We start from the raw sequence: 19,566 nt of genomic DNA, 5'->3' as shown, positions 1-19,566 counted from the left end.
CTATGGTTTGTTGCAGTACTGGTTGCCGTGTGGCGGGATTCAGCCCGCCAGGCCCAGCCGCGCGGCCGCCGCGGACAGGTGCCGTTGCGCGGCCTCGCGCGCCGCCGGGGCATTGCCGGCGGCGATGGCGTCGGCCAGCGCCGCGTGCTCGGTGTCGGCGGCGCGCGGGGCACCGGTGGCGGCGCCGAGCCGCGCGGTGTTCTCCCACGCGCGCTGGCGTGCCGCCAGCATCTGCTGGCTGACGAAATCGGTCAGGCCGGTAAAGCAGGGGTTGTGCGCGGCCTCGGCGATGGCGTGGTGGAAGGCCATGTCGGCCGCGGCCGCGCTGGCCATGTCGCCATGGCCGTCGGCCTGCGCCTGCATGGCTGCGAGCGCGGCGCGGATCGCGTCGACATCGGCCGTGGTGCGGCGCTCGGCCGCCATCTCGGCGCAGGCGGTCTCGACCACGCGGCGCAACTCGAACAGCTGCGCCAGCGTGGGCCCGCCATCCGGTGCGCTCGCCACGCGCCAGGCCTGGCCGCCCGGAGTCTCGGAAACAAAGGCGCCAGAGCCCTTGCGCGTGACCAGCACGCCATCAGCCTTGAGCTGGGCGATGGCTTCGCGCACGATCGGCCGGCTCACGCCGAAGGTGTCGGCCAGAGTGGCTTCGGCGGGCAGGCGTCCGCCCGCGACGTAGCGGCCGGCGAGGATGTCATCGTGCAAGGACTGGGCGATACGGCTGGCCAGCGAGGGCGGGCGATGCAGGGTCATGGGTAGATATGTCAGGCTGTCAGACAGCTTTCGTGTGATTGTGGTGCTGAAGTTGTCGCACGTCAAGCTTTCCGCAATAGCCGGTGCTACACATGGTGGCCTAGACCCACCGGTATTTGCTTAACTTCTGCGGCCTGCGGCCGATAGAACCCGGATACAGGTGGCGGATACTGCCCGGCAGCGCCGCCGTGGGTTTGCCATGCCACGCGCGCGGCGACAAACGCGGGGCTCTTTGCAAACAGCCATGATCCAGCTCAATCCCAACGATCTTCCGGTCGGACACCCGCTGCCCTGGTCGCTGCTCGACGGCGACGGCAACCTGGTGCTCGGCAGCGGCAGCGTCATTCCCGATGCGCGCGACCTCGCCCTGGTGTTCCGGCACGGCGTGCTCTGCCGCGCCGGTAATGGCAGCGAAAGCGACGACAGCGGCGATGCTGTGGCCGACGCCGGCACGCGCACGTTGCCCGGGCCGGTCGGCCTGCAGGTCGGCACGCTGCTCCACATCAAGCATGAAGGCGAGTCCGCACGCGCCGCCGCCAGCCGCCTGATCGGCTTTATCGAGCAGGGGCTGTTCGTGACCTGGCCGCAACTGGGCGGGCGCGACCTGGCGCTGCAGGCGGGCGACACCGTGCTGCTGCGCGGCTTCTCCGGACAGGCGATCCACAGCTTTACCTCGACCATCACCGCGGTCTGCCGCAGCCCGTTCCGCTACCTGGTGCTGTCGGCGCCGACCAACCTGCACGCGACCCCGGTCCGCAAGGCGGCGCGCGTGCCGACGCGGCTGGCGGCATACCTGACCGAGCCTCCGGAAGACGACGACGGCGTTCATGGCGTGGCCGTCGCGGTGCGGGCGGGCACGGCGCGGCTGGCGCTGCTGTCCGACCTCAGCACCGGCGGTGCGCTGGTGCAGACCACCGCGCCGTCGCCCGCGCCGGGCAGCCGCGTGCGGCTGCGCTTCCAGCTCCGGGCCGCGTCGTTCGACAGCGAAGTCATCGTCGACGGCTGGGTCAGGGTGGCACCAGGCGCGGCCGGACAGGACGACGGCGATTTCCCTGCCTTCGGCGTGGCTTTCGACCTGCTGGCGGAGCGCGAGATGACGCTGTTGCAGTGCTACATCTACGAGCAGCTGCTATCCACGACGCGCCTGCCACTGTAGCCTGCGCGCAGCCCGCCAATAAAAAAACGGCACCGGGAAACCGGTGCCGTTCCACGCGCCGGGCGCTTGCGCGCCGGGGGCCTTACATGCCGACGTAGTTCGGACCGCCGCCGCCTTCCGGCGTGACCCACACGATATTCTGCGTGGGGTCCTTGATGTCGCAGGTCTTGCAGTGCACGCAGTTCTGCGCGTTGATCTGCAGCCGTTCCTTGCCCGAGGTCTCGTCCTGCACGAACTCGTACACACCCGCCGGGCAGTAGCGCGACTCGGGGCCGGCGAACTTGTCCCAGTTGATGCTGACCGGCACGCTGGCGTCCTTCAGCGTCAGGTGCGCCGGCTGGTTTTCCTCGTGGTTGGTGTTGCTGATGAACACCGAGCTGAGGCGGTCGAAGGTCAGCTTGCCGTCCGGCTTCGGATAGGCGATCTTCTCGCACTCGGCCGCCGGCTTCAGGTACACATGGTCCGGCTTGACGCGGTGGATGGTCCAGGGCGGGTTGCGGATGCCCAGCTTGGGCAGCAGCCATTGCTCGATGCCGGTCATCAGCGTGGCGGTGGTGCGGCCCTTCTTGAACCACTGCTTGAAGTTCTTGGCCTGCAGCAGTTCCTTGTACAGCCAGCTCTGCTCGAACGCGGCGGGGTAGGCGGTCAGCTCGTCGTGCTGGCGGCCGCCCTGCAGCGCGTCATAGGCGGCCTCGGCGGCCAGCATGCCGGTCTTGATCGCGGCATGGCTGCCCTTGATGCGCGAGGCGTTCAGGTAACCGGCATCGCAGCCGACCAGCGCGCCGCCCGGGAACACGGTCTTGGGCAGCGACAGCAGGCCGCCGGCGGTGATGGCGCGCGCGCCGTACGACAGGCGCTTGCCGCCTTCGAAGTACTGGCGGATTTCCGGGTGCGTCTTGAAGCGCTGGAATTCCTCGAACGGCGACAGCCACGGGTTGGTGTAGTCCAGGCCGACCACAAAGCCGACCGCGACCTTGTTGTCTTCCATGTGGTACAGGAACGAGCCGCCGTAGGTGGCCGGGTCCAGCGGCCAGCCGGCCGTGTGCACCACCAGGCCGGGCTTATGCTTGGCCGGGTCGATCTCCCACAGCTCCTTCAGGCCGATGCCGTAGCTCTGCGGATCCTTGCCGGCGTCCAGGCCGAACTTGGCGATCAGCTGCTTGCCCAGGTGGCCGCGCGAGCCTTCGGCGAAGATGGTGTACTTGGCATGCAGCTCCATGCCGAGCTGGAAGTTGTCGGTGGGCTCGCCTTCCTTGTTGATGCCCATGTTGCCGGTAGCCACGCCCTTGACCGAGCCGTCTTCGTTGTACAGCACCTCGGCGGCCGGGAAGCCCGGGAAGATCTCGACGCCCAGCGCCTCGGCCTGCTGGCCCAGCCAGCGCACGAAGTTCGACAGGCTGATGATGTAGTTGCCGTGGTTGTGGAAGCACTCCGGCAGCAGCGCCGGCGGCGTGCCCTTGGAGCCCGACTCGTTCAGGAACAGGAACTTGTCTTCACTGACCGGCTGGTTCAGCGGCGCGCCCAGCTCCTGCCAGTTCGGGATCAGCTCGTTGAGGGCGCGCGGATCCATGATGGCGCCCGACAAGATATGCGCGCCGGGCTCGGAACCCTTTTCCAGCACGCATACGTTGACGTCGCTGCCTTTCTCCTGCGCGAGTTGCTTCAGGCGGATGGCCGTGGCCAGGCCGGCGGGGCCGCCGCCGACCACGACCACGTCGTATTCCATGGCTTCACGCGGGCCGAACTGCTCCAGGAGCTGTTGCTGATCCATTGTCTCTAACCCTCTATTTCTTTGCTGCTAGCTATGCAATTGTGGGAAGTGCGGTGATCGTTCTGCTCGAACTTGAGCCGGCGGGGCGCCGGAAGGGATTTTGACGGCTGTTTGCGGCCGATAGCCGGCCGGATCGCTCGTTTTCCCTCTTTCCCTTTGCAGGCCAAGTTCTTAGAATCTCCGGCATTGTCCGGGACTCGCCACCCACAGGCAAGGATTTTTTTGGAACGGTCGTTCTTTTTTATGGTATGCCGCCTTCCGCACCCGAAGAGGCTGGAGGGGCGCCCGCACAAGAGGTCATCATGGGTTTGTCGATCAATCTGGAAGGCAAGGTAGCGCTGGTGACCGGCGCATCGAGCGGGCTCGGCTCGCGTTTTGCCACGGTGCTGGCCGCCGCCGGGGCCAAGGTCGTGCTGGCCTCGCGCCGCACCGAGCGCCTCAAGGAACTGCGTGCGGCGATCGAGGCCGAGGGCGGCAGCGCGCACGTGGTGCGACTCGACGTCACCGATCCGGACAGCATCCGCGCCGCCGTGGCGCATGCGGAAACCGAAGCCGGCTCGATCGACATCCTGGTCAACAATTCGGGCGTGTCGACCACGCAGAAGCTGACCGACGTCACGCCCGACGATTTTGATTTCGTCTTCGACACCAATACGCGCGGCGCCTTCTTCGTCGCGCAGGAAGTCGCCAAGCGCATGATCGCGCGGGCCAAGGGCGCCGAAAAGAACGGCACCCCGCTGCCGCAGGCGCGCATCGTCAATGTCGCATCGGTGGCGGGCCTGAAGGTGCTGTCGCAGATCGGCATCTATTGCATGAGCAAGGCGTCGGTGGTGCACATGACCAAGGCCATGGCGCTGGAATGGGCGCGCCACGGCATCAATACCAACGCGATCTGTCCCGGCTATATCGATACCGAGATCAACCACCACCACTGGGACTCGGACGCCGGCCAGAAACTGATCCAGATGCTGCCGCGCAAGCGCCTGGGCAAGCCCGACGACCTCGACGGCCTGCTGTTGCTGCTGGCTTCCGACCAGTCGCAATTCATCAATGGCGCGGTGATCACCGCTGACGACGGCATGGTCTGAGCCCGGCCGCCGGCGCCGCGCCGCCCGCTTGCCGCCCGCGCGCCACAAGCGTGCGGCGGAGCACCACCATTGGCCACCCCAGGGCTTTATCCGGTCCCCTTGGGGCGGGCTTTCGAGCGCGGCTTCCAGTTTCCAATCAAAGAAAGTTGATGCGCGGTGTGCCAGTCTTGGCATAATCCGCCATGTCTTTAGACTAAGTCTTTACATACAAGCAAAAAATGCCGCAGTGGCCGCCTGGCCCAAGCGGCCCTGGACCGGAGGCCGGGGAGATGGAGCAACAAGAAGAGGCACGGCGCAATGCCGTGCCGCAACACGTCGTCGATTCCGCGGTGATCCCGCGGGCGGCAGACGAAGCGCAGGACGCTGAATTCCGGGTTTCACCCCGCCTCGAGGACTGGATTGGCGTGATCGTGATGCTGCTGCTGGTCGGCATCACCTTCGCCAACGTGGTCGTCCGCTATTTCACCGACGAGTCGTTTGCCTGGACCGAGGAATTCTCGGTCTTCCTGATGATCGTGCTGGCGCTCGTTGCCGGCAGCGCCGCGGTGGCGCGCGATCGCAATATCCGCATCGAGTTCTTCTTTGAGCGCGGCAGCGCGGCGCGACAGCGCCGGCTGGCGATCCTGTCGGCACTGGCGGTGGCTGTAATGTTCGTCGCGCTGGCGGTGCTGGGCGCGCGCATTACGTGGGATGAGTACACCTTCGGCGAAACTTCGCCCGGCATCGGCGTGCCGAGCTGGTGGTACTCGATCTGGCTGCCGGTGCTGTCGGCCGGCATCGCACTGCGCGCGCTGGGCCTGGCGTTGCGCAACGTGCGTGCTCTCAAGGCGCTGCATGAACAGAACCGGGTAGCGAAGGAGCGTTTGCAATGACGCTGGTTGCCATCATCCTGTTCGTGGTCTTTATCGGCCTGATGCTGCTGGGCGTGCCCATCGGCGTGTCGCTGGGGCTGGGTGGCCTGGTCGCGATCGGCCTGTCCAACCTGGACACCCAGATGTTCGGCCTGCTGGCCGTGCCGCAGAACTTCTACGCGGGGCTGGCCAAGTATCCGCTGCTGGCGATTCCGATGTTCGTGCTGGTGGGGTCGATCTTCGACCGTTCCGGCGTGGCGCAGCGGCTGGTGACCTTCGCCATTGCCGTGGTCGGGCGTGGACCGGGCATGCTGCCGCTGGTGGCGATCCTGGTGGCGATGTTCCTCGGCGGCATTTCCGGTTCGGGCCCGGCCAACGCGGCCGCGGTCGGCGGCGTGATGATCGCGGCGATGTCGCGCGCGGGCTATCCCGGCTCGTACAGCGCCGCGGTGGTCGGCGCGGCGGCCGCGACCGACATCCTGATCCCGCCGTCGGTGGCCTTCATCATCTACAGCGTGCTGGTGCCGGGCGCTTCAGTGCCGGCGCTGTTCGCCGCGGGCATGATCCCGGGCGTGCTGGCCGGCGTGGCGCTGATCGTGCCGGCGGTGTGGCTGGCGCGCAAGCACAACATGGGCGCCGCCGAAGCCGCGCTGCCGCGCCCCCCGTTCTGGAAGAGCCTGCGCGAAGCGGCGTGGGGCCTGGTGGCGCCGTTCCTGATCCTCGGCGGCATGCGCGCGGGCTGGTTCACGCCGACCGAAGCCGCGGTGGTGGCGGTGGTCTATGGCCTGTTCGTCGGCATGGTGGTGTACCGCAGCATCGGCATGCGCGACTTGTTCACGATCTTCCAGGAAGCGGCCGAGACCTCGGCGGTGATCCTGCTGGTGGTCGCGCTGGCCGGCATCTTCGCCTATGCGCTGTCGACGCTCGGCGTGATCGATCCGCTGGCGCAGGCGATCGCCACCTCCGGGCTGGGCGAATACGGCGTGCTGGCGCTGATCGTGCTGCTGCTGATGACGGTTGGCATGTTCCTCGACGGCATCTCGATCTTCCTGATCTTCGTGCCGCTGCTGCTGCCGATCGCCAATGCCTTCCACTGGAACCCGGTGTGGTTCGGCGTGGTGCTGACGCTGAAGGTGGCGCTCGGACAGTTCACGCCGCCGCTGGCCGTGAACCTGATGGTGTCGTGCCGGATCGCCCGCGTGCGCATGGAAGAAACCGTGCCCTGGGTGATCTGGATGCTGCTGGCGATGTTCATCGCCATGCTGATGGTGCTGGCCTATCCGCCGCTGGCGACCTGGCTGCCGGAGTACCTCGGCTATTGATCGCTGTTGACTTCATTTTGCATTCACAAACAAGAACTGACGATTCCCGAGAGGAGATGAAATGAAACGTCGTGCCCTGATGCTTGCAACGGCCGCCGCCATTGCCGCTTCCGCCTTCGCCCCCGCCGGCGCGATGGCCCAGACCTACAAGTCCGAGTACAAGATGTCGCTGGTGCTCGGCCCGGCCTTCCCGTGGGGCAAGGGCGGCGAGATCTGGGCCGACCTGGTCAGGCAGCGCACTAACGGCCGCATCAATATCAAGCTGTACCCGGGCACTTCGCTGGTGGCCGGCGACCAGACCCGCGAGTTCTCGGCGATCCGCCAGGGCGTGATCGACATGGCGGTCGGCTCGACCATCAACTGGTCGCCGCAGGTCAAGGAGCTGAACCTGTTCTCGCTGCCGTTCCTGATGCCCGACTACAAGGCGCTGGACGCGCTGACGCGGGGCGAAGTCGGCAAGTCGATCTTCTCCACGCTGGAGAAGGCCGGCGTGGTGCCGCTGGCCTGGGGCGAGAACGGCTTCCGCGAGGTGTCGAACTCCAAGCGCGAGCTGCGCAAGCCGGACGACCTCAAGGGCCTGAAGCTGCGCGTGGTGGGCTCGCCGCTGTACATCGAGACCTTCAACGCGCTGGGCGCGAACCCGACGCAGATGAGCTGGGCCGACGCGCAGCCGGCGATGGCCTCGGGCGCGGTCGATGGCCAGGAGAACCCGCAATCGGTGTTCGCCGCCGCCAAGCTGTACACGGTCGGCCAGAAGTTCGTGACCACCTGGGGCTACGTGGCTGACCCGCTGATCTTCGTGGTCAACAAGCAGATCTGGGAAAGCTGGACCCCGGCCGACCGCGAGATCGTCAAGCAGGCCGCCATCGACGCCGGCAAGCAGGAAATCGCGCTGGCCCGCAAGGGCCTGGCCGAGGCCGGTGCGCCCGCCTGGAAGGAAATGGAAGCCCATGGCGTCAAGGTCACGCACCTGACGCCGGCCGAGCATGACGCCTTCCGCAAGGCGACCGCCAAGGTCTACGACAAGTGGAAGAAGCAGATCGGCACCGACCTGGTGACCAAGGCCGAAGGCGCGATCGCCAAGCGCTAAGTCATGCAGCAGGCCCGCCAGCGTTGGCGGGCCTGTTGCTTTGGAGGCTGAGATGAAGCACGTTTATACGGTGGTCATGCCGATCCGGTGGGGCGACATGGATGCGATGGGCCATGTCAACAACACCGTCTACTTCCAGTACCTGGAGCAGGCGCGCATCGAGTGGTTCGCGTCGCTGGGGCGCGGCGGCAAGGATGCGCAAGGGCAGGGGCCGGTCATCATCAATGCGCATATGACCTTCCTGAAGCAGCTGCGCTATCCGGGCAATATCGAATGCCGCGTTTATGCGGGGCAACTGGGGCGCACCAGTTTCGAAACGCGCATGGAGATCCGGCGTACCGATCTGCCTGACGTGGTGTGGGCGGAGGGCGGGGCGAAGGTCGTGTGGTGCGATTATGCGGTGGAGAAATCGGTGCCGGTGCCGCCGGAGATCCGGGCGATTATCGAAGGCTAACCCTCAGTGGTTCACCAGCCGCTGCACCAGGTCCACCGACGTACTCGCCCCATACTTCTTCATCAGCCGCGCCCGGTAGATATCCACGGTGCGCGGGCTGATCGCCAGCAGCTTGCCGATCTGCTTGCTGGTCTTGCCTTCCACCAGTTGTGCCGCGATGTCGCGTTCGCGCGCGGTCAGCTCGGCCGTCACCTGCCGCTTCTGCGACAGGTCTTCAAAGGTCCAGATCCCCGCGCCCAGCGGCTGCGCGCGGTCCAGCGCGCGTCCGGTGACGTGGCACCAGAACAGTTCGCCGCCGGCGCGCTTCATGATGCGCTCGTCCGAATACATCCCGCGCTTGTTCATGATCGGCGCGATGCGGGCGCCGGTGCGCTCGAACTCGTCGGCGGTAGGGTAGAGTACCTGGAACGACTGGCCCAGCAGCGCCTCGCGCGTGGTGCCGAAGATCCGGCAGACCTCTTCGTTGCAGTCCTCGATCACGCGCTCGCGTGACAGCACCAGGCCCACGGGGGCGAGCTGGAAAGCGGTCTGGTAGTCGATGGCGGGCATCTACTTATGTATTTTTACGTAATGGCGTAGCCGGCGGGGCTTGCGTATGCTGTCGGTCGGACGAGAAACGGCGCCCGTCATCGACTGCGCCGATTGTACCGTTACAATTTCCCTGCGTCGCCCACCGCACAAGCGGGCGGCGGAAGCACAACAGCGGAACCCCGAGGAACTACCGAGGAAGGAGCGAACATGAACAAGGTCTACGCCAGCGCCGCAGAAGCGCTTGCAGGCGTCGTCCGCGACGGCCAGACGATCGCCGTTGGCGGTTTCGGCCTGTGCGGCATCCCCGAGGCGCTGATCGCCGCGCTGCGCGACAGCGGCGTCAAGCAGCTCACCTGCATCTCCAACAATGCCGGCGTCGACGGCTTCGGCCTGGGCCAGTTGCTGGCCACGCGCCAGATCAAGAAGATGATCTCGTCCTATGTGGGCGAGAACAAGGAGTTCGAGCGCCAGTACCTGGCGGGCGAACTCGAACTCGAATTCACCCCGCAGGGCACGCTCGCCGAGAAGCTGCGCGCCGGCGGCTCGGGTATCCCGGCCTTCTTCACCAAGACCGGTGTCGGCACCATCGTCGCCGAAGGCAAGGAAGTCCGCGAATTCGATGGCGAGACGTACGTGATGGAGCGTTCGCTGACGGCTGACGTGGCGCTGGTCAAGGCATACAAGGCCGACAAGGCCGGCAACCTGGTGTTCCGCCGCACCGCGCGCAACTTCAACCCGATGTGCGCGATGGCGGGCAAGGTCACCATCGCCGAGGTCGAGCATATCGTCGAGACCGGTGAGCTGGACCCGGACGAGATCCACCTGGCCGGCATCTTCGTGAAGCGCCTGGTGCTGAACACCAATCCCGAAAAACGCATCGAGCAGCGCACCGTGCGCGCGGCCAGCTAAGGAGACGCATCATGGCATGGACACGTGACGAAATGGCCGCGCGCGCCGCGGCTGAGCTGCAGGACGGTTTCTACGTCAACCTGGGCATCGGCCTGCCGACGCTTGTGGCCAACTGGGTGCCGGAGGGCATGGAAGTGTGGCTGCAGTCGGAAAATGGCCTGCTCGGCATCGGCCCGTTCCCGACCGAGGAAGAAGTCGACGCCGACATGATCAATGCCGGCAAGCAGACCGTGACGACGCTGCCGGGCTCGTCGATCTTCTCCTCGGCCGATTCCTTCGCGATGATCCGCGGCGGCCACATCGACCTGGCCATCCTGGGCGCGATGCAGGTCAGCGAGAAGGGCGACCTGGCCAACTGGATGATCCCGGGCAAGATGGTCAAGGGCATGGGCGGCGCGATGGACCTGGTCGCCGGCGTCGGCCGCGTGGTGGTGCTGATGGAACACACCGCCAAGAAGAAGGACGGCACCGAGGACATCAAGATCCTGAAGCAGTGCAACCTGCCGCTGACCGGCGTGGGCGTGGTCAATCGCATCATCACCGACCTGGGCGTGATGGACGTGACTGCGGAAGGCCTGAAGCTGGTCGAAACCGCACCGGGCGTCAGCCGCGAGGAAATCCAGGCGAAGACCGGGGCGCCGTTGCTGTAAGCAAGCCTTCGGCCATTGCCTGACGGGCCCTGTGGCGCACTGCGCCACAGGGCTTTTTTCATTTGGTGTTGCCGACCACGCCGATCGGCCGTGCGGGCTAGCTCTATCGGCGAATGGCCCGCCGCCGCACAAGTCACTATGCTGGCCGCTTCCCGGCAGGCGTGGTCCTGCCAACCAAAGTCCTGACGGAAGGTACGCGATGCCGGCTTCTCCCACCCGATCCCTGCCACTGGTGTATGCCTGCTCTGGCTGCTCCAGCGTGGCGCAACTGGCCAATGCGTGCGCGGTGCGGCTGGACCGCAGCGGCCGCGCCGAAATGTCGTGCATCAGCGGCGTGGGCGGCGGCGTGCCGGCGCTGACGCGCGTGGCGCAATCGGGCCGGCCGATCCTGGCGCTGGATGGCTGCCCGCTGGCTTGCGTGCAGGCTTGCCTGGCAAACGTGGGCGTGGTGCCGGACCAGCACCTGGTGCTGAACCGGCTGGGGGCGGTCAAGCGGCAGCACGGTGAATGCACCGAGGGCGAGACCGAGGCGGTGTGGCGGGAAGTCGAAGCGGCTTTGGAAAGCCTTGCGGGGGTTTAGGGAAGGCCGGACGCGCGGCGGCGCATCCGGCAGGGCGGCGGGGCGGACGCCTTAGGCCGCCGGCTTGTTGTAGCGGGTGAACACCGAGGCCGCGCCGTCGGCCTTGACCAGCAGCACGTCGAACGGATCCTTGCGCGGCCCCTGTTCCATGCCCGGCGAGCCGACCGGCATGCCCGGCACCGCCAGCCCGACTGCCTTGGGTTTGGCGGCCAGCAGCTTGCGGATATCGGCGGCCGGCACATGCCCCTCGATCGCGTAGCCGCCGATGTAGCCGGTATGGCAGGAGCCGAAGCGCTCCGGCATGCCGAAGCGCTTGCGGTAATCGCCGGTATCCTCGACATCATGCACCGTCACCGTGAAGCCATTGGTGCGCAGGTGCTTGACCCATTCCTCGCAGCAGCCGCACAGCGGGCTCTTGTAGACGTCGATGGCAAGAGGCCTGGCCTGCGCGAAGGCATCGGCCGCAGGCCCCAGCGCGCCCACCGCGATCGTGCCGAGCGCCAGCGCGCTCAGGGTGCCGAGAAAACGTCGTCGTTGCATCGTAGATCCTTACTGCGCCACCCAGCCGCCATCCATGTTCCAGATCGCGCCGCGAACCTGGCGTGCCGCGTCGGACGACAGGAACACTGCCAGCGCGCCCAGCTCGTCGGGCGTCACGAACTCGCCCGAGGGCTGCTTCTCCAGCACCAGCTCGCGCTTGGCCTGTTCGACCGGGATGCCTTCCTTCTGCGCGCGGGCTTCGACCTGCTTCTGCACCAGCGGGGTCAGCACCCAGCCCGGGCAGATCGCGTTGGCGGTCACGCCGGTCTGCGCGGTTTCCAGCGCGGTCACCTTGGTGAAGCCGACGATGCCGTGCTTGGCTGCCACGTAGGCCGATTTCTGTGCCGACGCCACCAGCCCGTGCGTCGAGGCCACATTGATGATGCGGCCCCAGTTCTTCTGGCGCATGCCGGGCAGCGCCAGGCGCGTGGTGTGGAAGGCCGAGGTCAGGTTGATGGCGATGATGGCGTCCCAGCGCTCGGTGGGAAAGTCCTCGATGGGGGCCACGTGCTGGATGCCGGCGTTGTTGACCAGGATGTCGGCGCCGCCGAAGTCGGCCTGCGCATAGCGCATCATGTCCTCGATCTCTGACGCCTTGCTCATGTCCGCGCCGTGGTAGCCGACCTGGATGCCCTGGCCGGCCTGCGCGATCTCGTTCTTTGCGGCGTCCGCGTCACCAAAGCCATTGACGATGATGTTGGCGCCCTGGGCCGCCAGTGCCTTTGCGATGCCGAGCCCGATGCCGCTGGTCGAGCCAGTCACCAGAGCAGTCTTGCCTTTGAGCATGTAAGCCTCCGTCGAGAGAGATTCCACAGGAAGGAAAGGGCGGCCCGGGTGGCCCGGTCCGCCTGGTCTGGCACCGCCACGCACCGGCATGCATCGGCGCGCGGGCGCGTGCGGTGGCGCAGACAGTGTGCTGTGGCATTGTACCCGGTGCGGCGTACAATCCAGTTTTGCTCAACCACCGGCAGCGCCGCTTTTTCGCGGTCCCGGCCGGGTCCGTCAGGGAGTCCAGATGTCTGCCAGTCCGCGCCTCGGTTTTGTCCAGTGCATCAGTCCGGCGGGCCTGCACCGCATGGCCTACCACGAATGGGGGGATCCCGCGAATCCGCGCGTGCTGGTATGCGCGCACGGGCTGACGCGCACCGGCCGCGACTTCGATGCCGTCGCCAGCGCGCTGTGCGGCGACTATCGCGTGGTATGCCCCGACGTGGTCGGGCGCGGCCGCTCGGAATGGCTGGCCAATCCGGACAGCTACATCGTGCCGCAGTACGTGTCCGACATGGTCACGCTGATCGCCCGGCTCAATGTCGAGCAGGTGGACTGGTTCGGCACCTCGATGGGCGGGCTGATCGGCATGGGACTGGCGGGGCTGCCCAAGTCGCCGGTGCGCAAGCTGCTGCTGAACGACGTCGGCCCCAGGATCGCGCCGTCGGCGGTCGAGCGCATCGGTGCCTACCTGGGCCTGCCGGTACGCTTCAAGACCTTTGAGGAAGGGCTGGCATACCTGCAGACCATCAGCGCGTCGTTCGGCCGCCACACGCCGGAGCAGTGGCGCGAGCTGAACGCCGCCATCCTGAAGCCGGTGCAGGGCGGCGACGGCCTGGAATGGGGCTTGCATTACGACCCGCAACTGGCCGTGCCCTTCCGCAAGTCCACGCCGGAAGCGGTGGCGGCGGGCGAGGCCTCGCTGTGGCGCAGCTTCGAGGCCATCGAAGCCTCGGTGCTGGTGGTGCGCGGCGCGCAGTCCGACCTGCTGCTGCGCGAGACCGTCGCCGAGATGGTGGCACGCGGCAAGCATGTGAGCTCGGTGGAAGTCCCCGAAGTGGGGCATGCACCAACCTTTGTCGATCCGGCGCAGATCGCGATCGCCCGGCAGTTTTTTGTCGGGTGAGTTGGCGCGCATCGCGCGGCGGACCTGTATTTTTATCGATCAACGCATTGTCATGAGTAACCTTGAACTGAAGCGCGCCCACGTGGGCAAGCGTTTGTCCGAATATGCGGTCTACAACGGCGTGGTCTACCTGGCCGGGCAGGTGCCCGAGGTCGACCCCAAGGCCGATATCGGCGGCCAGACGCGCGAGGTGCTCGGCCATATCGACCGCCTGCTGGCCGAGGCCGGCAGCGACAAGACCCGCATCCTGTCGTGCCAGATCTTCCTCGCCAACGTCGACCTGATCGGCGAGATGAACGAGGTCTGGGACGCCTGGGTGCCGCAAGGCAACACGCCCCCGCGCGCCACGGTGGAAGCCCGCCTGGCCAATCCCGATTACCTGATCGAAGTGGTGGTGACCGCTGCGCTCAACTGATGCAGGCGTAGGGACATGGTGACGTCGACCGACCTGGCTGGCCGGATCGCAGGCATTCCGGATGCTGAACTGGTGGGCCGTGCGCTGGCGTACGTGCGCGAGCACGGCGCCGGCGTGGCGCTGCCTACGGGCGAGACGGTGCAGTCGCACGCTGAGGGGATGCTGCGCATCCTCGATGGCCTGCGCGTGGACGATGCCGCGCGCGCGGCCGCCTGCCTGTTCGGGCTGGCGGCATTCGTGCCCGACACCGAAGCCGAGATCGAGCCGCGCTTCGGCGAAGAAGTGGCGCGGCTGGTCAACGGTGTGCGGCAGCTGCTGCGCATCGGTGCCATCGCCGGCAATCGCCCCGATGTGGAAGCGGCCACGCCGTCGAAGAACGAGGCGCAGGCGCGCCACGAGCAGGTCGAGGCGCTGCGCAAAATGCTGCTCGCATTCGCGCAGGACATCCGCGTGGTGCTGGTGCGGCTGGCCTCGCGTCTGCAGACGCTGCGCTGGCTGGCCGAGACCAAGCACACGCCGACCGCCGGCGTGGCGCGCGAAACGCTCGACATCTACGCGCCGCTGGCCAACCGCCTCGGTATCTGGCAGATGAAGTGGGAGCTGGAAGACCTGGCGTTCCGCTTCGAGCAGCCCGACACCTACAAGCGCATCGCCAGGCTGCTGGACGAAAAGCGCATCGAGCGCGAAGGCTATATCGCCGGCGCCATCGCGCGGCTGCAGTCCGAGCTGACGGCCGCGGGCATCCGTGCCGAAGTGAGCGGCCGGCCCAAGCACATCTACAGCATCTGGAAGAAGATGCGCGGCAAGGAGCTGGATTTTGCCGACCTGTACGATGTGCGCGCCTTCCGCGTGATCGTCGACGATATCAAGGACTGCTATACGGTGCTGGGTATCGTCCACCATATCTGGCAGCCGATCCCGCGCGAGTTCGACGACTACATCTCGCGGCCCAAGGCCAACGGCTACAAGTCGCTGCACACGGTGGTGATCGGCGATGACGGCCGCGCCTTCGAGGTGCAGATCCGCACGCACGAGATGCACCACTTCGCCGAATACGGCGTCGCGGCCCACTGGCGCTACAAGGAAGCGGGCAGCAAGGGCTACGGTGGGCAGTTCTCCGCCAGCGAACGCTACGACGAGAAGATCGCCTGGCTGCGCCAGCTGCTGGCATGGAAGGACGATGCCGACCACAGCGTGGCGCATGACGAGTGGGAGCAGATCAAGCACGCGGCGATCGACGACCACATCTATGTGCTGACGCCGCAGGCGCGCGTGGTGGCGCTGCCGCAGGGCGCCACGCCGCTGGACTTTGCCTATTACCTGCACAGCGACCTCGGCCACCGCTGCCGCGGCGCGCGCGTGGACGGCACCATGGTGCCGCTGAATACCACGCTGAAGAACGGCCAGACCGTCGAGATCATCGCGGTCAAGCAGGGCGGGCCGTCGCGCGACTGGCTCAATGCGGAGCTTGGCTACCTGGCCAGCAGCCGTGCGCGCGCCAAGGTGCGGGCGTGGTTCAACGCGCTCGATTCGCAGGAGACCATCGCGCAGGGCCGCGCGCTGATCGACAAGACCCTGCAGCGCGAGGGCAAGACCGCGATCAAGCTGGAAGATCTGGCCGCGCGGCTGAACTTCAAGACGCCCGACGACCTGTTCGCCGCGGTGGCCAAGGACGAGTTCAGCCTGCGCCATGTCGAGCATGCGCTGCGCCACCCGGAAGGCGAAATCCAGGCACCGCTCAGCGAGGAAGACGCCGTCACCAAGAAGAGCCGCGCCACCAGCGTGGCGCGCGGCGCCAAGAGCGGCGTGCTGGTGGTGGGCGTGGATTCGCTGATGACGCAGATGTCGCGCTGCTGCAAGCCGGCGCCGCCGGACGATATCGTCGGCTTTGTCACGCGCGGACGCGGGGTGTCGATCCACCGGCGCAACTGCCATACCTTCCAGCAGCTGTCGGCGCGCGCGCCGGAGCGGGTCATCCAGACCGAGTGGGGCAAGAAGAGCCATGCCGCGGTCTATCCGGTCGACATCCATGTCGAAGCCATCGACCGGCAAGGGCTGCTGCGCGATATCTCGGAAGTGCTGTCGCGCGAGAAGATCAACGTCACCGGCGTAAAGACGTTGTCGAGCAAGGGCGTGGCACGCATGCAGTTCACCGCGGAGGTGTCGGAGGCCACGCAGTTGCAGCGCGCGCTGTCACTGATCGAAGAGGTGCAGGGGGTATTGCAGGCAAAAAGAAAGTGATGCTATACTTGCGTCTTCGCTAGGCTCGTAGCTCAGCTGGTTAGAGCACCACCTTGACATGGTGGGGGTCGTTGGTTCGAGTCCAATCGAGCCTACCAACGAATTGCAGTAACAACGAAGTGCGGCAAGTCCGATTCAACCTGAAATGGAACGGAAAGGCATCATGTTCATGACACCGCGAACTACTACCGCTGGCAAGCGACAGTAGTCGAGGTGCGCCTTCCGACCCGGTTGAAACGGGTTTGACAAAGAGAAACGCGGCCTTGGCCGCGTTTTTTTTCGCCTGTCGCCTGCCAGCAGCCTGATAAGCTGCCGCTCTCGCGCGCTTCGGCGGAGCGATGTGTGCGGCAAAAAGCAATCGAACAATCGCCGGGTCGCGCAGCCGCGGACCGGTGCCCGCAAGATGCAGTTTGATCCGCCCGGCCCATGCGCAGCGCGCCGCCGGCGGAATCCTGGAGAGTCCAAATGATCGCAATCACGCTGCCGGATGGGTCCCGCCGCGAGTTTCCGGGCCCGGTGACGGTTGCCGAAGTGGCGCAGAGCATCGGCTCCGGCCTGGCCAAGGCCGCGCTGGCCGGCAAGGTGGACGGCAAGCTGGTCGACACGAGCTACAAGATCGAAGACGACGCCCAGCTGGCCATCGTCACGGACAAGGACGCCGACGGCGTGGACGTCATCCGCCACTCCACGGCGCACTTGCTGGCCTATGCCGTCAAGGAACTGTATCCGGAAGCGCAGGTTACGATCGGGCCGGTGATCGAGAACGGCTTCTACTACGACTTCGCCTACAAGCGTCCCTTCACGCCGGAAGACCTCGCGGCCATCGAGAAGAAGATGACGGAGCTCTCCCGCAAGGACGAGAAGGTCACGCGCGAGGTGTGGAACCGCGATGAGGCGGTGGCGCTGTTCGAGTCGATGGGCGAGAAGTACAAGGCAGAGATCATCGCCTCGATCCCGGCCGACCAGGAAATCGGCCTGTACCGCGAAGGCAATTTCGTCGACCTGTGCCGCGGCCCGCACGTGCCGTCGACGGGCAAGCTCAAGGTCTTCAAGCTGATGAAGGTGGCCGGCGCCTACTGGCGCGGCGACTCCAGCAACGAGATGCTGCAGCGTGTCTACGGTACGGCCTGGGCCAAGAAAGAAGACCAGGAAGCCTACCTGCACATGCTGGAAGAGGCCGAGAAGCGCGACCACCGCAAGCTGGGCAAGACGCTCGACCTGTTCCACCTGCAGGAAGAGGCGCCCGGCATGGTGTTCTGGCACCCGAAGGGCTGGCAGGTGTGGCAGGCCGTCGAGCAATACATGCGCGGCCGCCTGGGCGACGCCGGCTATGACGAAGTACGCACGCCGCAGGTGATGGACCGTTCGCTCTGGGAAAAGTCCGGCCACTGGCAGAACTACAAAGAGAACATGTTTGTCACGGAGTCGGAAAAACACGACTACGCGATCAAGCCGATGAACTGCCCGGGCCACGTGCAGATCTTCAATCACGGCCTGCGTTCGTACCGCGACCTGCCGCTGCGCCTGGCCGAGTTCGGCGCCTGCCATCGCAACGAGCCTTCGGGCGCGCTGCATGGCCTGATGCGCGTGCGCGGCTTTGTGCAGGACGATGCCCACATCTTCTGCACGGAAGAGCAGATCGTCGCGGAAGCGAAGGCCTTCAATGAACTGGCGTTCTCGGTCTACGACGACTTCGGCTTCAAGAACGTTTCGGTGAAGCTGTCGCTGCGCCCCGACCAGCGCGCCGGCTCGGACGAGGTCTGGGACCACGCCGAGGAAGGCCTGCGCCTGGCGCTGCGCGCCTGCGGCGTGGAATGGGAGGAGCTGCCGGGCGAGGGTGCGTTCTATGGCCCGAAGGTCGAGTACCACATCAAGGACGCAATCGGCCGCTCGTGGCAATGCGGCACGTTGCAGCTCGACCTGGTGCTGCCGGAGCGCCTGGGTGCCGAGTACGTCTCCGAGGACAACTCGCGCAAGCGCCCGGTCATGCTGCATCGTGCGATCCTGGGCTCCTTCGAGCGCTTCCTGGGCATCCTGCTGGAAAACCATGCCGGCGCGCTGCCCGCCTGGCTGGCCCCGGACCAGGTCGTGGTCATGAATATTGCGGATTCGCAGGCAGAATACGCCGAAAACGTCGTGCAATTGCTGCAAAAACAAGGGTTTAGGGCCAAGGCCGATTTGCGCAACGAGAAAATTACGTATAAAATCCGCGAGCATTCCCTTCAGAAGGTTCCCTACCTGATAGTGGTGGGCGACAAGGAACGGGATGCCAATCAAGTGGCCGTGCGTGCCCGTGGCAACGTGGATCTGGGTGTGATGCCCGTCTCCGCGTTTGTTGAGCGTCTGCAACACGACGTCGCCAGCAAAGCCTGAGGGTGGTGAGCACGGCTTGTTTTTTTGTCTTCTTGAGGTAACGCAACATCGCTACGGACAAAGGTCATCGCATCAACCGGGAAATCAGCGCGCCTGAATTGCGCCTGGTAGGGGTTGATAACGAGCAGCTCGGCATCGTCAAGTTCATGGACGCTCTGCGGCTGGCTGAGGACAAGGACTTGGACCTGGTGGAGATCGCCCCCAACGCGACTCCGCCCGTCGCCCGGATCATGGATTACGGGAAGTTCAAGTACGAGGAAGCCAAGCGCGCCCACGAGGCCAAGCTGAAGCAGAAAATCATCCAGGTCAAGGAAGTCAAGTTCCGGCCGGGTACGGATGATGGCGACTACAACGTCAAGCTGCGCAACCTGAAGCGCTTCCTGGAAGATGGCGACAAGACCAAGATCACGCTGCGGTTCCGTGGTCGCGAGATGGCCCACCAGGAAATCGGCGCGCGCATGCTCGAACGCCTGAAGGCGGATCTGGAAGAGATCGGCCAGGTCGAGCAGATGCCGAAGATGGAAGGGCGCCAGATGGTGATGGTGCTCGCCCCCAAGAAGAAGAAGTAATTCTTGCGCGGTGCAGCGGCCGGGATGCCAGCGCATTCCGGCGTTGCTTCGTGCGGAAGTCGCGCGCGCCCGCAAGGGCGTCGTGCAACAACAAGTGGATGCGGGTCTTGCAAGCGTCGGCGTGAGCCGGCCACCTGCATGCATGTCATATGAGCTGGAGTTTTTCATGCCGAAGATGAAGACGAAGAAAAGCGCTTCCAAGCGCTTTACTGCCCGTCCGAACGGTTCGTTCAAGCGTGGCCAGGCCTTCAAGCGTCACATCCTGACCAAGAAGACCACCAAGAACAAGCGTCAACTGCGCGGTACTCAGGACGTCCATGAGACGAACCTGAAGTCGGTGCGCGCGATGATGCCTTACGCATAACCCCTGACGATAACGAAA

The 19,566-nt window shown here is 65.8% G+C and carries 20 protein-coding genes and 1 tRNA gene; 16 read left to right on the top strand and 5 right to left on the bottom strand.

Annotated features, from left to right (window positions below):
• Window positions 1-39: 39 nt before the first annotated feature.
• Window positions 40-750: a FadR/GntR family transcriptional regulator gene (locus tag E1J61_RS29620; RefSeq protein ID WP_133097459.1), complete on the bottom strand. Its 711-nt coding sequence runs from the start codon at window positions 748-750 to the stop codon at window positions 40-42.
• Between the two features lie 244 nt (window positions 751-994).
• Between E1J61_RS29620 and E1J61_RS29615 the strand changes: the two genes are divergently transcribed.
• Entirely contained in the window at window positions 995-1,906 is a 912-nt protein-coding gene (locus E1J61_RS29615) for a flagellar brake protein (RefSeq protein WP_133097458.1), read from the top strand.
• Between the two features lie 82 nt (window positions 1,907-1,988).
• On the opposite strand, the gene E1J61_RS29610 is transcribed toward E1J61_RS29615, so the two are convergent.
• On the bottom strand, window positions 1,989-3,677 hold the full coding sequence (locus E1J61_RS29610; protein ID WP_133097457.1) for an electron transfer flavoprotein-ubiquinone oxidoreductase: 1,689 nt from the start codon (window positions 3,675-3,677) through the stop codon (window positions 1,989-1,991).
• A gap of 302 nt (window positions 3,678-3,979) precedes the next feature.
• Between E1J61_RS29610 and E1J61_RS29605 the strand changes: the two genes are divergently transcribed.
• From E1J61_RS29605 to E1J61_RS29585, 5 genes are all read left to right on the top strand, one after another.
• A complete protein-coding gene (locus E1J61_RS29605) occupies window positions 3,980-4,765 on the top strand; it encodes an SDR family oxidoreductase (protein ID WP_133097456.1) in 786 nt (261 codons plus the stop codon).
• Window positions 4,766-5,034: 269 nt separating this feature from the next.
• On the top strand, window positions 5,035-5,637 hold the full coding sequence (locus tag E1J61_RS29600) for a TRAP transporter small permease (protein ID WP_133097455.1): 603 nt from the start codon (window positions 5,035-5,037) through the stop codon (window positions 5,635-5,637).
• On the top strand, window positions 5,634-6,938 hold the full coding sequence (locus E1J61_RS29595) for a TRAP transporter large permease (RefSeq protein WP_207951277.1): 1,305 nt from the start codon (window positions 5,634-5,636) through the stop codon (window positions 6,936-6,938). Before E1J61_RS29600 ends, E1J61_RS29595 begins: the two co-directional genes overlap by 4 nt.
• A 61-nt stretch (window positions 6,939-6,999) precedes the next feature.
• On the top strand, window positions 7,000-8,028 hold the full coding sequence (locus E1J61_RS29590) for a DctP family TRAP transporter solute-binding subunit (RefSeq protein ID WP_133097454.1): 1,029 nt from the start codon (window positions 7,000-7,002) through the stop codon (window positions 8,026-8,028).
• Between the two features lie 52 nt (window positions 8,029-8,080).
• The gene (locus E1J61_RS29585) at window positions 8,081-8,482 is read left to right on the top strand and encodes a thioesterase family protein (RefSeq protein WP_133097453.1); all 402 of its coding nucleotides are present in this window, start codon (window positions 8,081-8,083) and stop codon (window positions 8,480-8,482) included.
• Window positions 8,483-8,485: 3 nt separating this feature from the next.
• On the opposite strand, the gene E1J61_RS29580 is transcribed toward E1J61_RS29585, so the two are convergent.
• Window positions 8,486-9,031 carry a PAS and helix-turn-helix domain-containing protein gene (locus E1J61_RS29580; RefSeq protein WP_133097452.1) on the bottom strand — a complete coding sequence of 182 codons (546 nt, stop codon included), beginning with the start codon at window positions 9,029-9,031 and terminating at the stop codon, window positions 8,486-8,488.
• 189 nt (window positions 9,032-9,220) lie between these two features.
• Here E1J61_RS29580 and E1J61_RS29575 point away from each other — a divergent pair, with 189 nt between their 5' ends.
• From E1J61_RS29575 to E1J61_RS29565, 3 genes are all read left to right on the top strand, one after another.
• Window positions 9,221-9,922, top strand: coding sequence for a CoA transferase subunit A (locus E1J61_RS29575; RefSeq protein WP_063238512.1), 702 nt, complete (start codon window positions 9,221-9,223; stop codon window positions 9,920-9,922).
• A gap of 11 nt (window positions 9,923-9,933) precedes the next feature.
• The gene (locus tag E1J61_RS29570) at window positions 9,934-10,572 is read left to right on the top strand and encodes a CoA transferase subunit B (protein WP_133097451.1); all 639 of its coding nucleotides are present in this window, start codon (window positions 9,934-9,936) and stop codon (window positions 10,570-10,572) included.
• 199 nt (window positions 10,573-10,771) lie between these two features.
• Window positions 10,772-11,152, top strand: coding sequence for a putative zinc-binding protein (locus tag E1J61_RS29565; RefSeq protein WP_133097450.1), 381 nt, complete (start codon window positions 10,772-10,774; stop codon window positions 11,150-11,152).
• A 51-nt stretch (window positions 11,153-11,203) separates the two neighbouring features.
• Here the strand turns inward: E1J61_RS29565 and E1J61_RS29560 are convergent, their stop codons facing one another.
• Both E1J61_RS29560 and E1J61_RS29555 read right to left on the bottom strand, forming a co-directional pair.
• Window positions 11,204-11,692: a DUF411 domain-containing protein gene (locus E1J61_RS29560; RefSeq protein ID WP_133097449.1), complete on the bottom strand. Its 489-nt coding sequence runs from the start codon at window positions 11,690-11,692 to the stop codon at window positions 11,204-11,206.
• A gap of 9 nt (window positions 11,693-11,701) precedes the next feature.
• Window positions 11,702-12,478, bottom strand: a complete 777-nt coding sequence (locus E1J61_RS29555) for a 3-hydroxybutyrate dehydrogenase (protein ID WP_133097448.1) — start codon at window positions 12,476-12,478, stop codon at window positions 11,702-11,704.
• A 229-nt stretch (window positions 12,479-12,707) separates the two neighbouring features.
• On the opposite strand from E1J61_RS29555, the gene E1J61_RS29550 reads away from it, so the two are divergent.
• The 7 genes from E1J61_RS29550 (at window position 12,708) to rpmI (ending at window position 19,548) form a co-directional block, all read left to right on the top strand.
• Window positions 12,708-13,586 (top strand): alpha/beta fold hydrolase, encoded by an 879-nt coding sequence (locus E1J61_RS29550; protein WP_133097447.1) that lies wholly within the window; start codon window positions 12,708-12,710, stop codon window positions 13,584-13,586.
• Window positions 13,587-13,638: 52 nt separating this feature from the next.
• Window positions 13,639-14,001 carry a RidA family protein gene (locus E1J61_RS29545; RefSeq protein ID WP_133097446.1) on the top strand — a complete coding sequence of 121 codons (363 nt, stop codon included), beginning with the start codon at window positions 13,639-13,641 and terminating at the stop codon, window positions 13,999-14,001.
• Window positions 14,002-14,016: 15 nt separating this feature from the next.
• The gene (locus E1J61_RS29540; RefSeq protein ID WP_133097445.1) at window positions 14,017-16,242 is read left to right on the top strand and encodes a bifunctional (p)ppGpp synthetase/guanosine-3',5'-bis(diphosphate) 3'-pyrophosphohydrolase; all 2,226 of its coding nucleotides are present in this window, start codon (window positions 14,017-14,019) and stop codon (window positions 16,240-16,242) included.
• 21 nt (window positions 16,243-16,263) lie between these two features.
• Window positions 16,264-16,340: transfer RNA gene (locus E1J61_RS29535), tRNA-Val, on the top strand.
• Window positions 16,341-16,707: 367 nt separating this feature from the next.
• Window positions 16,708-18,615: a threonine--tRNA ligase gene (thrS, locus tag E1J61_RS29530; protein WP_133097444.1), complete on the top strand. Its 1,908-nt coding sequence runs from the start codon at window positions 16,708-16,710 to the stop codon at window positions 18,613-18,615.
• Window positions 18,616-18,662: 47 nt separating this feature from the next.
• On the top strand, window positions 18,663-19,184 hold the full coding sequence (infC, locus tag E1J61_RS29525) for a translation initiation factor IF-3 (protein WP_081479471.1): 522 nt from the start codon (window positions 18,663-18,665) through the stop codon (window positions 19,182-19,184).
• Window positions 19,185-19,350: 166 nt separating this feature from the next.
• On the top strand, window positions 19,351-19,548 hold the full coding sequence (gene rpmI / locus E1J61_RS29520) for a 50S ribosomal protein L35 (protein ID WP_006575466.1): 198 nt from the start codon (window positions 19,351-19,353) through the stop codon (window positions 19,546-19,548).
• Window positions 19,549-19,566 lie beyond the last annotated feature (18 nt).

The sequence above is a fragment of the Cupriavidus sp. L7L genome (genome assembly GCF_004353535.1).
GTDB lineage: Bacteria > Pseudomonadota > Gammaproteobacteria > Burkholderiales > Burkholderiaceae > Cupriavidus > Cupriavidus oxalaticus_A.
The sequence above is the reverse complement of the archived record's forward strand: the minus strand, read 5'-3'. Positions and strand labels throughout refer to the sequence as shown.